Genomic DNA, 15,417 nt, shown 5'->3' with positions numbered 1-15,417 from the left:
TTTCATACATGTATAAACTATCCCTCGGTCTATCCCTCGCAGGCATGACCGTATTCGCTGCCTGCTCAACCAGCGTTGACCCTCAAGATGGTCTCTCCGCCTTTAATGCCGACAGTCTTAAAAAGCATGTTAGTATTCTGGCATCCGATTCATTTATGGGTCGCAAACCCTTTACCGAAGGAGAAACCAAAACCATTGATTATTTAACCACACAGTTTGCTGCCGCAGGTCTCGAAGCAGGAAACGGTAACAGTTTTGTACAGGAAGTACCTATGGTTAGTCTGCTGGCACAGGCGGCACCAACCATGGAAGTAAGTTCATCAAAAGGAAAATTCAGTCTCAAGGCTTTTGATGACTATATTATCTGGACCGATAAGGCCGATGCAGAACAAACCCTCGACAAATCAGAACTCATCTTTGCTGGTTATGGTGTAGTGGCTCCTGAATACAACTGGAACGATTATGAAGGTCTGGATGTAAAAGGGAAAGTAGTGATGGTGATGGTGAACGACCCGGGGTTTTGGGTGGGTGATACCAGCCTGTTCAAAGGCAAAACCATGACCTATTATGGCAGATGGACCTATAAATTTGAAGAAGCCGCGCGTCAGGGTGCAAAAGGCTGTCTGATTGTGCACAATACTGCCGCGGCAAGCTATCCATTCAGCGTACAGCAAAACAGTTTTAATACATCCAGATTACAACTCGATACCAGGGGTATGGATGTTAAAAACTGCGATGTAATTGGATGGGTTACTGAAAAAACAGCGAACCAGTTATTTACGGCAGCGGGCTTTGATTCCACCCTGCTCACAAAAGCCAATACCCCCGGTTTTAAATCAGTGCCACTGAACCTGAATGTGTCTACCAGCATGAAAGTGCAGGCCACTTATAAAAAATCGTACAATGTGATTGGTAAAATAACCGGCACCAAAAGACCTGATGAAGTCATCATTTATACCGCACATTGGGATCATCTGGGTATTGGCCGACCCAATGCAGCCGGCGACTCCATTTACAATGGTGCGCTTGATAATGCTACCGGCACTGCCGGTATATTTGAACTGATCCGTGCATTCAAAAGCATGAAAAAACAACCGGAGAGAACCATCATCTTCCTCGCTGTTACTGCTGAAGAACAGGGTTTATTAGGCTCTGCCTATTATGCACAGAACCCTGTTTACCCTGCTGCCAAAACGGTAGCCAATATCAACATGGACGGACTCAACCGTTTTGAACCCACCAATGATATTGTAATTGTGGGTCAGGGACAGTCTGATCTTGAAGATTACCTGAAAGAAGTTGTGGAGAAAACAGGCGGTTATATTTCTTATGATTCACACCCCGAAGCAGGGTATTATTACCGTTCCGATCATTTCAATTTTGCCAAAGCAGGTATACCGGCATTGTATGTAAGTACAGGAGTCGACGTAATCAACAAGGGCAAAGAATTCGGACAAAAACTGAAAGACGATTACACCGATAAACATTATCACCAGCCATCTGATGGTTACGACCCCGCCACCTGGACCATGAATGGCGCCATCAACGATTTAAAAAGACTGTTCCAGGTAGGAAAAAAACTGGCATTCGAAACCCATATGCCAAAGTGGAAAGAGGGGTCGGAGTTTAGAGCGAAGAGAGAGGAGAAATAATTTGGGAATGTGCTAATTTGGAAATTTGGAAATGAAAGGAGTTTTTTGCTGTGCAAAAAATAGCGTACTATTTTGTAGTACACTATTAAAATGATGCTCCCTCCATTTCCAAATTTCCAAATTTTCAAATTTTCAAATTATTCTCCCCTAGTTTTGTAACCAAGAATTTAGCGCATGAAAGTATTTAAGTTTGGCGGGGCAAGTGTAAACAGTGTGGAGCGTATTAAGAACCTGGCTGCTATTGTAGAGCAATATAAGGATGACCAATTGGTGATTATTATTTCTGCGATGGGTAAAACCACCAATGCGCTGGAGAAAGTGGTGGAAGCATTTTATGCCGGTAAAAAAGAAGAGGCACTGCAACTTTTTGAAATCGTAAAGAATCAACACCTTACTACGGCTAAATATTTGCTGGTTACACATTATAATGGCTGTGCAGAACAGCTCAACGATTTTTTTACAGAAGTAGAATGGCTCTTACACGACAAACCCGTTCGTGAATTTGATTATTATTACGATCAGGTTGTATGCGTGGGTGAATTGCTCAGCACCTGCATCATCAGTCATTTCCTGAACCAGGAAAAACTAAAGAACCAGTGGCTCGATGTTCGCGACATCATTCGTACCGATGATAATTTCAGAGATGCCGGAGTTGACTGGAACTATACGGCTGAAAAAACTACCCAGGCCTGGGCATCACTATCGGCCGGTAAAAACATACTGATTACACAGGGTTTTATTGGCTCAACAGATGAAAACGAAAGCACCACACTCGGTCGTGAGGGCAGCGACTACACAGCTGCGCTCTTTGCCAATATGCTTAATGCCGAAAGTTTAACCATCTGGAAAGATGTGGAGGGTGTAATGAATGCCGATCCCAAACAGTTTCCCGATGCACAACTTATCAGCGAACTGAATTTTAATGAAGTCATCGAAATGGCTTTTTATGGTGCGCAGGTAATTCACCCCAAAACCATTAAACCTTTACAGAACAAGGGTATTCCCATGTATGTAAAATGTTTTCTTGACCCTTCCCTACCCGGAACGGTTATTCACAAGAAAAATATCAAGGGGCTTCCTCCTATCATCGTTATAAAAGAAAAACAATTGCTGGTACATCTTAACAGCCGCGATTTTTCTTTTATGGGCGAAGAACCCATGCGTCAGTTATACGGCATTTTTGCACAAACCCGCGTTCGTCCCAACCTCATTCAATCCGGCGCCATCGGTGTTCAGATTTGTATGGATGACAAGCAGGATAAAACAGACCAGTTCGCCTCGCAAGCCAGCAACCTATTCGACGTTCAACTCGAAAAAGGCCTCCACCTCCTCACCATCCGCCACTACAACGAAGCGCTTGTAACTAAAATGCTGGAAGGAAAGGAGGTTGTTTTAATGCAAAAAACCAAAGAAACTATTCAGATACTCTATAAGTAATTTGGAAATTTGGAAATGTGCTAATTTGTCCGAAGGACTCCTATGGAGGAAATGAAATACCTTTTTGTTTGATAGTTCATTCCCAAATGAACCCGTATTTTTTGCGCAGCAAAAAACTCCTTTCATTTCCAAATTTCCAAATTAGCACATTTCCAAATTATTTAGCGCGGCCCGCGCCCCTAAACTTCGGCTGCCAGTATTTTTCGTTGAGGTCGCTGATCATTACGCCTCCGCTGGTGGCGGCATGTACAAATTTGTTGTTGAGGAGGTAGATGCCCACATGGGTAATATCTTTTTTGCGGCCGGTGGTATGAAAGAAAACCAGGTCACCTTCCTGTAAATCGGCCAGGTCAATTTTTTCACTGGTATCGTATTGTTCCTGTGCGGTTCTGGGTAATGTGGTATTAAATACATCACGCATGAGTACCTGGGTAAAAGCTGAACAGTCTATACAGTCTGAACTGCTACCACCCATACAATATTTGGTACCCCACCATTTATCAATGGTTTCAAGTAAGGGGATATTGGTGAGTTTTTCAACTGTTGCATCAATAATTACTGCATATTTTAACTGGAGATAACCGGCACGCTCAATATTAAAGCTGCTCATATCGCGGGCTGCAGCGGAGGTTTTATCTTTACCTGATGCGCCTGCCACAACTGCATTGGTAGTGCTGGTTTTATGCCGGCTGGTAACAGCGGCGCCGGGTGTAACTTCTATCCCATCCAGAAACTCACGCTGCTGGGTAGAGGCCGTTGTTTTGGCTGGAGCCGTTTTAGCAGTTGAATTGTCCCTCGACGTAAGTTTACTCAACGATTTACAACTCGTCAGTACAAATACCGATATCATCCCCATCAAAAAAACAATTCTTTTCATCATAACATTTGCAATATAAACCCACATCCTTTTCAGCCCAAGGATTGAGTATAAGTTTTATGGTTTAAATCCCAACTGCACAAATGTGGAAAACCCTCAGTACCACTCTGTGGTTTTATGTTATTTTTTTACCACAGCGTTTCACAGAGTAAGGCGCGGAGTTGCACTGTTTTAAAACTCATCCCGGCCCTCTCCTTCCCCTTCCAGGTCTCAGCTTTCACGAAAATGTGGATAACCCACCCTTCCCCAAGCGCCCCAAAATCAGGACATTTGTTGTTCGGAAAATCGGGTACTCCTGTACATCAAATCAGACATCCGACATCTAACATCCGACATCTCTGCTATGGTTTTCTCGCACTTACACGTACATACCCAATATTCTCTGCTCGACGGCGCTGCCGCCATAGACAGTCTCTACAAAAAAGCGGCCAAAGATAATATGCCCGCACTCGCTATTACCGACCATGGAAATATGTTCGGGGCATTTGAATTTGTGAGTCAGGCCTGGAAAGACACCAAAGTAACCGGTAAGGATGAGAACGGAAAAGATATCCTCGCACCAAAAGTTAAACCCATTGTAGGTTGCGAGTTTTATGTGGTGAAAGACCGTCATATCAAAACCTTTACCAAAGAAGTAAAAGATGAACGTTATCATCAGGTATTACTTGCAAAAAATAAAAAAGGATATGAAAACCTCGTAAAACTTACTTCACTGGGTTTTATTGAGGGCATGTACAGCAAATATCCCCGAATAGATAAGGAACTGATTGAACGATACCATGAAGGACTCATTGCAACTACCTGCTGCATCGGCGCCTATGTACCGCAAACCATTCTGCACGACGGAGAGGAAAAAGCAGAACAGGAATTCAAATGGTGGCTCGATATGTTTGGTGAAGATTATTATATTGAGATACAGCGACATAATATCAAAGAACAGGAACTCATTAACCAGACTTTATTAAAGTTTGCCAGGAAATACAATGTACCGGTTATTGCTACCAACGATAGTCATTATGTAGACAGGGATGATGCCAATGCACATGATATCCTGCTCTGTATTAATACCGGTGAAAAACAAAGCACACCGGGATTCGATGATTTTGTAAATGATGATACACAGGTGAAGAACCGTCGTTTTAAATTTCCGAACGATCAGTTCTATTTCAAGACTACGCAGGAAATGGAGAAATTATTTAGTGATATTCCTGCCTCACTGGATAATACCAACCAGATTGTTGACAAGGTTGAAGTATTAAACCTGAAGAAAGATATCTTACTTCCTGCCTTCCCCATACCCCAGTCATTTCAGATACATTCCGATGCCAACCTGAACCAGTGGGAATACCTGAAACATATTACCATGGAGGGCGCAAAAATGCGCTATGCCGATCTTACACCCGAGATACAGGAAAGAATAGATTTTGAATTGTTCACCATTAAAACCATGGGTTTTGCGGGTTACTTTCTCATCGTAAGCGATTTTATTAAGGCAGGTCGTGAGCTGGGTGTATTTGTAGGCCCGGGTCGTGGTTCAGCCGCAGGTAGTGTGGTAGCTTATTGTATCGGTATTACCAATATCGACCCTATTAAATACAATTTACTGTTTGAACGTTTCCTGAATCCGGATCGTAAGAGCATGCCCGATATAGATACAGATTTTGACGATGAGGGTCGTCAGAAAGTAATTGATTATGTGGTATCGAAATATGGCAAGCAGCAGGTGGCACAGATTGTTACCTATGGTACCATGGCCGCCAAAATGAGCATTAAAGATGTGGCACGTGTATTAGACCTGCCTCTGGCTGAAAGTAATATGCTCGCCAAACTGGTGCCCGATAAACCGGGCACCGAACTGGGTCGGGTATTACATGCTCCACTCACGGTTAAAGAGGGAGAAAAATCGCTGGAAGAAAAAGAAGCTTATCAGCAGGAAGACATAGAAAATGTAAAAAAGCTCAGGGAAATATACAACGGTACCGATATACGCGCGCAGGTATTGAAAGAAGCAGAACGTTTGGAGGGCTCTGTTCGTAATACAGGCATCCATGCCGCAGGTATCATCATTGCTCCCAGAGATCTGACAGAACTGATTCCGGTAGCAACAGCCAAAGATTCCGATCTATGGATTACACAGATTGAAGGAAGTATTATTGAAGATGCCGGTGTAATCAAGATGGACTTTCTGGGTCTGAAGACCCTCTCCATTATGAAAACCGCACTGGAACTCATTAAACAGAACCATGGTGTTGCTATCGATCTCGACACGATTCCTCTTGATGATGAGAAAACATTTCATCTCTACCAGCGTGGTGAAACCAATGCCACATTCCAGTTTGAAAGTGTGGGGATGCAGAAATACCTGCGCGACCTCAAACCCGATAAATTCGATGACCTGATTGCCATGAACGCCCTGTATCGTCCGGGCCCAATTGCATATATCCCTAAATTCATCGATCGTAAACATGGTCGCGAAGCTGTGAGTTACGATATTCCTGAAATGGAAGAATACCTCGCCGAAACCTATGGTATTACCGTGTATCAGGAACAGGTGATGTTGCTGAGCCAGAGCCTTGGCGGTTTTACCAAAGGCGATGCGGATGTACTCCGTAAAGCCATGGGTAAAAAGCAGAAATCGGTACTCGATAAAATGAAAAAACAATTTATCGATGGTGCCGGGGCCAAAGGACATCCTGCCGATAAACTCGAAAAAATATGGACCGACTGGGAAGCTTTTGCCCAGTACGCCTTCAATAAATCGCACTCTACCTGTTATGCTTTTGTAGCCTACCAGACAACCTATTTAAAAGCGCATTATCCGGGAGAATATATGTCTGCTGTACTCAACCATGCGGGCAGTATTGAAAAGATTACCTTCTTTATGGAAGAATGTAAACGCATGGGTATAAAAGTGCTGGGACCCAATATCAATGAATCACTCAAAGGATTTGCAGTAAACAAAAAAGGCGAGATCCGTTTTGGTTTGGGGGGATTAAAGGGCGTAGGTGAAGCAGCCGTAGAAAATATTATTGCCGAAAGAGAAAAGAATGGGGCCTATAAAGATGTATTCGATTTCAGCAAGCGGGTGGTACAAAGAAGCGTGAATAAAAAATCACTCGAAAGCCTCGCCTATTCAGGTGCATTCGATTGCTTCCCTGAATTTCATCGCGCACAATATTTTCATGTAGCTGACGGAGACAAATTAAACGGACTGGAAAAAATTATCCAGTACGGACAAGCCAACCAAACCGCATCTGCAGCCAGTGCCAATACATTGTTTGGTGATATGACTTCTGCCATGCAGGTACCTGTTCCGAAAATTGCGAGCCTCGAACCCTGGACACTCACCGAATTGCTCGATCATGAAAAAGATGTAACGGGTATGTTTATGAGTGGTCACCCACTCGATCATTTCAAATTCGAACTGAAATATTATGGCATTACCAATATCAGCGATTTCAATGAAATAAAAGAAACCCTGCACCTGCAGCCCAATCCCGGTAAGCAGTTACGGGTAGCAGGTTTGGTAATTGATGTGCAACACCGTGTAACCAAAACGGGAAAAAATTTCGGCTCATTTGTAATAGAAGATTTCAGTGGGAAGACAGATTTTATTCTGTGGAGTGAAGACTATATCAAATTCCAGAACTACCTCGAAAAAGGGCAGAATATCTTACTCACCGGTTTCTTCCGTTCGCGTTATAATCAGCCAAATAATTTTGAGTTCAAGATTAATGTGATGTCATTGCTGGAAACAGTAAAACAAAATTTAACCCGCAGCATAGAAATAAGCATGCAGCCCGCGGCGTTAAATCCCGACTTTGTTTCTTTTATTGATAAAAACGTAAGAGAGTTCCCGGGTAAATCGTCGTTACGTTTTACATTATATGAGCCAAGAGAGCAATTGAAAGTAAGCCTCTACACATTAGAAAAAGGTTTCCTCATGAATGAAGACATGGCCAATTTCCTGCTCGACAACCCAGACATAGAAGTAAATGTAGGCTTAGTAGGATAGCCTCTGCGTAAACTCTGAGCCCTCTCGTTCTCTGCGGTGAATTTACTCGAATGTTCACCGCAGAGAACGAGAGAACGGGGAGTTTACGCAGAGAAACCCGCTATTCATCCTTACCGCCGCCCATCCATTTTCCGTTTACAAATCTCAAAAAATCATACCTTCTTGCATTCAAATAAACGACGAATGCAAGCCGAAACCCTGAAACAACGAATCATAACCGTTGATGCACTGCGTGGATTTGCCCTGCTGGGCATTTTACTCGCACATATGATTTACTGGTACAATGCCGGTCCTTTACCGGGTGAAATTTTTGAAAAACACAATACTATCAGTTCCGGTATTATCGGCACCATCAATGAAATACTGATCTCCGGAAAATTCTTCGCCTTCTTCTCTTTCCTCTTTGGACTAAGTTTTTTCCTGCAGATGAAAAGCATGGAAGACACTGACCGCCCCTTTGTATGGCGTTATGCCTGGCGCATTACCATCATGGGTATTATTGGCCTGATACACCATGCTTTTTGGAGAGGCGATATCCTGTCTATCTATGCTCCTTTAGGTTTTATTCTGTTGCCCATGCGCAAGCTGAGTAATAAGGCTGTATTGATCACCGGCATATTACTGGCCATTAACCTGCCCGGTTTGCTCATACAGTTACCCGGATTAATAGAACAGTTGGGTGCAAGTACACCACCACCTCCTCCACCCTCTGCTCCTCCTGCCGGGACTGACCCATCGCAAGTATTTTTTAATGCTGTTTACAAAAGTGATATCTGGAGCATGATGAAAAATAATATCCTCAGCATTGGTGAGAAATTCGGTTTTCAGTTTGGCAGTGGACGCATCTATGTAACACTCGGATTTTTTCTGCTGGGTATGTACAGCGGTAGAAAAGGTTGGTTTGCCATGAATACAGAAGAACTAAGACCCATTTTCAGAAAAATAAAAAACAAATCAGGTTGGCTGGTGCTGATCACACTTATTTGTGCACTGGGTATGTTTGGTTTGAATGAAGCTTTTAAACTGGGTTGGGAAAGAAGCCCGGTGCCTGGCTTTATTTTCAGCATATTCTATAATATCAATAACGCAGCATTGGTGGTGTTTTATGTAACCGGCATCACATTACTGATGAACAGAAAATTCTGGCAAAACCTTTTATACCCGTTGGCACCCGTGGGTAAGATGGCACTCACCAGTTACCTGTTACAAACGGCACTCGGACTCATTCTTTTCTTTGGTTTTGGCTTCGGATTGGTAGGCGAAACCCCACCATGGCTCAACTGGATCATTGCTATTACATTCTTTGTAATACAGGCTAGGCTGTGTAAATGGTGGTTCAGGTATTTCTATTTCGGACCGGTAGAATGGTTATGGAGAACAGTTACCTATTTCAAAATACAACCTTTCCGAAAAAATCACCTCTCTGCGTAAACTCCATTAACTCATGTTCTCTGCGGTGAACATTCGCATAAATTCACCGCAGAGAACGAGAGAACGGGGAGTTTACGCAGGAGTTATATGGCCTGGCTGAATGTGAGGAGGTTATGATCGGGGTCTAGTAAAGAAAATTCTTTTTGTCCCCAGGGCTTGACTGCCAGTGCTCCATTTGGGTGAATGGCTACAGCTTTATCCTGTAATAACTGGTATAACTCATCTATGGCATTGGTTCTAATATACACTTGCCCGTAATTGCTAAGTGGGTCCAATTCAGGAAAAGCAAAAAAGTGTATTTCAATGGCTTCTTTTTGAATGATGAGGTAATCGCCATAATCGGCACTGATGGTAAAACCGAGTTGCTGATAATATATTTTGGTAATGTCCTTATCCCGCATGGGTAATTTGGGATGAATCTGTTGAAGCATAATCAATCATTTTAGATAAGCACTGCAATATCTGGTTTTATAATCCTCTGTAATAGAAAAATCAATAGTACATCCCATTTTTTCAACGCATCAAAATCTTTTCCTCATTTCTGTGTTTTTCTGTGCCTTCAGTGGCAATTATTAATGCCACTGAAGGCACAGAAGATCACTGAAAAATTAGCGCAACAAAATAAATGATCATTCTTTCGGACGCCCGACTTTCAAACTCATTTCCCCTGCCTCCGAACCATTTCATTAATCCAGATAGGTGCAAAGGGTGAGGTACAGCCTTTCGAAACCGGGTAGTCGCGGTAAATACCCATGGCCTCACCTAAAGCTAAAGCCTGTTTACGGAAAGATGGATGATGAATACCAATATAAGCCAGTGCAAAATTCATTGTCCATTGAACTTCCGGAACAGCTTTGGGCATTTCTTTTTGCAACTGTTTGAGTAATGCTTCTAAATCAAGTCCATCAGCGTCGCGTGCAATTTTACCGGCCATTAAACTCCAGCCCGAACGAAGCGCCCATTTGTTTTTAGACCTGAGCCATTTAACACGCAAGTTTTCTTTCTCCGCATGTTCTTTTACAATATAGGAATTGAACCAATCGGCCACATGCGAAAAGCTGATGGTTTCCACCATATCATCCAGTTCTTTTAGAGAAAGGTCTTTGGGTTTTATAATGAGTAATGCCAGAAACTGTGCATCTGCATTACCTGTTTTCCAGAGTTCCTGTCCGAGTGCGTGATTGGTTTTAATTTTCTTGGCCAGGTTCCTGATATCGCCCGTCTTCACACCAAACTGGTTTTTACCGGCACCTGCTTTGGTGTTTACTGCATAAGTTTTTTCATTGCCTAATATTTTAAGTTCGGCGAGTGCTTCTTTGGCGGTCATTGTAGGGTGTATTTTGAAGAAATCTAAGGTAGGAATTTTAAGGCTCCCTTCTCCCTGTTAATAGAAGTCATGTATGGCTCAGTTTAGAAAACGTAAAGCCATTTTACAGAGAGAAGGGAGCTTAAGTCGAATTGTTTCAAAATTCGAATCCCACGAACAAATAATACACGCTAAAATTATTTCGATGGGATCAAGAGAAATTTTTTGTTTTTGGTGTCGAGCACCAGACCGGAATGTAAAAAGAGTTTATTACCCGTCATCCCTCCTATTCCTAATTTCAGCATGCGGTTCACCTGTTCTTCGCTGGCTCCTTCCATATACGTTACTGTATGAAGGGGAATTTTAAGCTGGCTCATTTCTACACTATCAGCCGTAACCAAACTATTGGCATACAGTGTTCGACCCCACGACTTAACCGGGTATCTGCTGGCAACAGCATCGGCTACGGCCATCGACAGGGCTGTTTCTTTGGAAGTTAGTAATGCAAATGCACTGGAACCTGAATCGAAATACAAGATCGTTTTCTTCCCCTTTATCATTACCGGAATCAGAATATTACGCTGAACATAACTAAAATCGGTTAACCTGCTTTGCAGTTTCTCCGGAACCGTATAGTTCAATATAATTTCCTGTTTTGGGTAGTTGATTAAAACAGTTCTGTTCTCTAACCAGTCACTACCGATGGTGCCGATTATTTCCTTTTTCCCGGCAAACCAGTCAATCGTTTTTTCTCCAAAGTCAAGCAGATATGCCTGGGTGATGCTGATCTTGTTTTTTCCAACTGTTATTGCCATCTGCTGTAAACTGCCGGCAGTATCAGGTAGTGGATCGAAGGATGGATATTTTTCACTGATGGCCCTGAGTTTATTTTTATAGAATACGGTATTGGGTGCACCCATATCGAACTGCATATAAAACTGTTGCGAACAATGGGGCAGCTTTACAGGTATGAGCATGGCGGCATGGGGTTCAATAGAACCATTTACACTATCTGCTAACCAGGTGAATGGAATACTGTACTTTTTTGAAGGAGAGAGTGCAATTGTTGTTACCGGTTTTTGTGCAACCGATTGAGCAATGAAAACCAACTTTACAAGGAGAATCAAACAGCATTTTTTACGAAGAAACAGACGCATATATTTTTTCAGCAAAACTAATGGTGTAACCGGGGTAAGCCCTACCACAAATACCCGACAAGCACACGACAACTGCACGACATCTGTTAACAATCAAACTGTTAGAATAATTTCCGGATCTGCCGGTGCTGGTACAGAATGATTACAGCATTCGCAAAATAGAGCAACAGGAAGGGCCAGATATAAGCAACAAATCCCTCTTTATTACCCGTTAACCTGACGATTGCATAATTATAACCAAACACTGCCAGCAGCGCCAGATGCAGGGTAATTACCCAGTACACCTGTCGCCTGATAATTGTTCTGCCATACTGAATGGCATGAGCGGGAATATTCATTCTCTTTTTCAGGATACACATTGGCACCAGGCTATGCAACCATGGAATAATGATATAGGTAAAACAGGAAAAATTAAACAGAATCATGAAATGGCGAAGATCATCCGTTGCAGGTGTAACGGCACTGGCTTCGGGTTCGGGATTAATCAGGCTTTCATATTCAATATCCAGTGCTTTGGCAATGGCTTTCAGGGTAAAACTTTGGGGGGTATTGGCACCGGCTTCTATGCGTTGAATGGTACGCACTGTTATTTGCGAAAGATCGGCCAGCTCTTCCTGGGTAAGTCCTTTTAATTTTCTGGCGGCGGCTATTTTCTTTCCGGGCTGCATGATTGTTTTAGTCCTGTTATTTGCGTGGGCAAAATACAGGCAAAATTGTGTTTTCGGGTTTTTTATTTTAGATGGTGGGCTGGTGTTATGCGAGGATTTTTTTCACCGCAGAGAAAGGAGAAAGGGAGGTTGCGCGGAGTCGTTTAGTAGATTTAGGTTTACTTAGTTCTCCTTTCCTGCACATTAAATACAGTTCCTGCAGGGTCCTGAATCCAATGCATATTTGGGGGGAGTTCTTCCAGCTCATCGCAGGTTTCTACTCCATTGGTTTGCAAATAGCTTGTTGCTTCTTCTATATTGGGAACTGTTAGTTGCAACCAGGTTTCTGAATGCGTATAGTTATCTACACAGTCAAGCCAGATGATATTGTTTCCAAATTTCACTTCGCATGTTCTCGATACAGTTGGATTATCGATGGGCTTTTCTTCCACTTCCAGCTTTAAAATATCCCTGTAAAAAGCCACTGTTTTTTCATATTTAGCTTTAGGAATTTTAATGGCGATATTGATGCCTGCTTCAAATTTTGGGTGCATATTTTTATTTATTTTTTTTACCGCAGAGAACGGGAGAAAAGGAGGTTGCGCAGAGTCGTTTAGTAGATGTGAGGTTTTGGCAACGTGGTTTTAATGATCATAACCAAGATCAGTTTTCTTTATAGCGTTTAAATTTTCAAGCGATTGTTGTAAAAGTTGATCAATACTACTATCCATTTTTTCAAACCGCGCTTTTCTTAAAAGGAATTTTTGCCAAAATGGGCTTCCTTTTTCCGATGACGAACCATCTTTGAGCCAGGCGAAATTTTGAAAATCCCAATCGGGTGAATCTATATTCCCGTTATCAAAGTTTTGTGTAATGATGATGGCTTTCCCGATTGAACCATCAATCCAGACAATTCTTCGCATTTCCAACTTGTCTTCAGGAACAGTTACTCCATCAAATGAAGCTCCACCACCAGATGTAGCCACTGTAGTACCGAGCTTTTTGGCCAGTCCGTTTAATTTAATATCTATCTGCTTAAATTTATGCTTCCTCATTACATCTTGCTTATTCGATGATGCATGGTGGCAGGCTATACATAAAAGTAGAAGCAGTATAAACAGGTTTCTTGTTTTCACCATCGCTATTTTTAGTGAGAGAATGACCAGTATTACAATATAAAGATTTTCTATTCGACACTGGTTAACGAAAAGTCTACATTTTTCTATCCCCCACCTACAAAAAACAGATCAACTCAATATCTCTTTGATCATGAATACCTTATGAGAAATAAGCGGCTATTTCTCGCATTTCCCAGCATTTCAAGATATCCAGCGAATGTTGCAATCTTCTTAGCTAATCTCAGGGGTTTTAGTCACCCTTTCTTCGGGGTTTCTTCGGAACGGCTTCGGAACCGCTTCGGAAGTTTCCGAAGGATTCCCGAAGAAACCCCGAAGAACATCCGAAGCCAGGTAGGTTATGATACGGCTATGACTGGAAGCGGAGTCGAATCTTTTATACCTGGCTTACACAGATACGCTTCGGAGATAAGAAACTTTTGGAAAGTTTCGGAACTTTCCAAAAGTTATCGCTCAATTGTATTTATTCGATTCTTCAGCAATGAATTTGTTAGCTCCAAAGTAATTCGTACACCCTAGCTGTGTAACACGCAACGTCCCTTCGTGCCTCAGGAGACGATGCGCCGAACTTCTTTTGGATGGAAGACACTACGGAGAAGGAAAAATCTTTACAGGTACACCCTACGGAGAAGGAAGGAAGCTATTGCTCATTATTTCACTTCCAGAACTGCCACCACTTTTTTCTTTTCGGAATAATAATTACTTCTCCAAGGAGTTCTTCATTAGGTTGAAGAAATATTAATTCCCCCTTCTCGTACATACGTTTTGGATCGATTTTTGTTTCTACCTGAACATAGCCAACAGAGCTAACAACCAGTTCTATTTGTTTAGCCTTTAGTTTCTCAGGAACAATAATGGTAAACAAACCCATCGTATCGGTTAGTACACCTACATTGGTATTTTTAATCATTACCGTTGCATAAGCTATTGGAAGTTTAGTATTTGCCCCCGTTACTTTACCCTGAATAATATTTTGCGTACTGTCGATGGTTGGCGGTCCGGCATTTACATCAGATTTAACATGCAACCTTGAAGACGGTTCTTCAACATGATAAAGCGTTGTATTGACTGATGATTTATGCAAAGCGGCACTAGCATTTTCGACTGTCAGCATTGTAAATATTCCTGTAAATATGGCTAACCTTGTCCGTTTGGCTTTAGGAGTATGGGTTCGCAAATCCCGGTTAAGCTGTTCTGGAGTAACCCTTGCACAAACATTTCTTGTGTTTTGCGAAAGCAATTGAATAATTTCCTGATCTGACAACTCCGTAAAATCAATGACTAACTTTGCACATTGCATACAAAACTTTCCATCCTGCTTATCAGACATTGCAGACCATGTCTGCTGACAGCCCTTTTTTAATGAGAGAGAATATGAATTAGTTCTTATTGGCATAAATTAAAGATGCAACAAAACGATAATCTACATATTACAAAATTTATGATTTTTTTTTACATTACTAGAAATATTTGTTTAAAGGCTCTTTTTCTTTCCCGAAAGGCTAGTTTTTGAAACGTTCCACACAAATATCTCTAATTGTGAACGCTGCGAACTCTTACACATAGAAAAGTTAATGCTAAATTGTATTGTTCGATTCTTCAGTAATGAATTAGTAAGTGTAAGCTTCCCCTAAGTTCGGCCAGTAAGATTAGAGTTAACGACAAAAGTGTTTGTTAACTTTAAATTTTAATAGTCATGAAAAAGGGAAGATTTACCGAACAGCAGATAGTATCTGCGTTAAAGAAACAAGAGGCTGGA

The 15,417-nt window shown here is 42.0% G+C and carries 12 protein-coding genes; 4 read left to right on the top strand and 8 right to left on the bottom strand.

Features of this window, described 5'->3' with window-relative positions:
- Positions 1-8: 8 nt before the first annotated feature.
- Together KXJ59_RS00060 and KXJ59_RS00055 are read left to right on the top strand one after the other, a co-directional pair.
- A complete protein-coding gene (locus KXJ59_RS00060) occupies positions 9-1,652 on the top strand; it encodes a M28 family metallopeptidase (protein ID WP_295199773.1) in 1,644 nt (547 codons plus the stop codon).
- A 174-nt stretch (positions 1,653-1,826) separates the two neighbouring features.
- On the top strand, positions 1,827-3,089 hold the full coding sequence (locus tag KXJ59_RS00055; RefSeq protein WP_295199771.1) for an aspartate kinase: 1,263 nt from the start codon (positions 1,827-1,829) through the stop codon (positions 3,087-3,089).
- A gap of 157 nt (positions 3,090-3,246) precedes the next feature.
- Here KXJ59_RS00055 and KXJ59_RS00050 read toward each other — a convergent pair whose 3' ends face one another.
- Positions 3,247-3,969 (bottom strand): NlpC/P60 family protein, encoded by a 723-nt coding sequence (locus tag KXJ59_RS00050; RefSeq protein WP_295199768.1) that lies wholly within the window; start codon positions 3,967-3,969, stop codon positions 3,247-3,249.
- 340 nt (positions 3,970-4,309) lie between these two features.
- Here KXJ59_RS00050 and dnaE point away from each other — a divergent pair, with 340 nt between their 5' ends.
- Positions 4,310-7,981, top strand: a complete 3,672-nt coding sequence (gene dnaE, locus KXJ59_RS00045; RefSeq protein WP_295199765.1) for a DNA polymerase III subunit alpha — start codon at positions 4,310-4,312, stop codon at positions 7,979-7,981.
- 183 nt (positions 7,982-8,164) lie between these two features.
- Positions 8,165-9,412 carry a DUF418 domain-containing protein gene (locus KXJ59_RS00040; protein WP_295199764.1) on the top strand — a complete coding sequence of 416 codons (1,248 nt, stop codon included), beginning with the start codon at positions 8,165-8,167 and terminating at the stop codon, positions 9,410-9,412.
- A gap of 83 nt (positions 9,413-9,495) precedes the next feature.
- Here KXJ59_RS00040 and KXJ59_RS00035 read toward each other — a convergent pair whose 3' ends face one another.
- The 7 genes from KXJ59_RS00035 to KXJ59_RS00005 form a co-directional block, all read right to left on the bottom strand.
- Positions 9,496-9,843, bottom strand: a complete 348-nt coding sequence (locus KXJ59_RS00035) for a VOC family protein (RefSeq protein ID WP_295199762.1) — start codon at positions 9,841-9,843, stop codon at positions 9,496-9,498.
- A gap of 227 nt (positions 9,844-10,070) precedes the next feature.
- The gene (locus KXJ59_RS00030) at positions 10,071-10,739 is read right to left on the bottom strand and encodes a DNA alkylation repair protein (protein ID WP_295199759.1); all 669 of its coding nucleotides are present in this window, start codon (positions 10,737-10,739) and stop codon (positions 10,071-10,073) included.
- A gap of 176 nt (positions 10,740-10,915) precedes the next feature.
- Complete coding sequence (locus KXJ59_RS00025) at positions 10,916-11,845, bottom strand: hypothetical protein (RefSeq protein ID WP_295199757.1); 930 nt, start codon at positions 11,843-11,845, stop codon at positions 10,916-10,918.
- A 131-nt stretch (positions 11,846-11,976) separates the two neighbouring features.
- Entirely contained in the window at positions 11,977-12,543 is a 567-nt protein-coding gene (locus KXJ59_RS00020) for a helix-turn-helix transcriptional regulator (RefSeq protein ID WP_295199755.1), read from the bottom strand.
- Between the two features lie 158 nt (positions 12,544-12,701).
- Entirely contained in the window at positions 12,702-13,076 is a 375-nt protein-coding gene (locus tag KXJ59_RS00015; protein WP_295199752.1) for a hypothetical protein, read from the bottom strand.
- Positions 13,077-13,166: 90 nt separating this feature from the next.
- Positions 13,167-13,577, bottom strand: a complete 411-nt coding sequence (locus tag KXJ59_RS00010) for a hypothetical protein (protein WP_295199750.1) — start codon at positions 13,575-13,577, stop codon at positions 13,167-13,169.
- 736 nt (positions 13,578-14,313) lie between these two features.
- On the bottom strand, positions 14,314-15,054 hold the full coding sequence (locus KXJ59_RS00005; RefSeq protein WP_295199748.1) for a carboxypeptidase-like regulatory domain-containing protein: 741 nt from the start codon (positions 15,052-15,054) through the stop codon (positions 14,314-14,316).
- Positions 15,055-15,417 lie beyond the last annotated feature (363 nt).

The sequence above is a fragment of the Sediminibacterium sp. genome (assembly GCF_019264485.1).
GTDB lineage: Bacteria > Bacteroidota > Bacteroidia > Chitinophagales > Chitinophagaceae > Sediminibacterium.
This window is presented reverse-complemented; position numbering and strand designations above follow the sequence as displayed.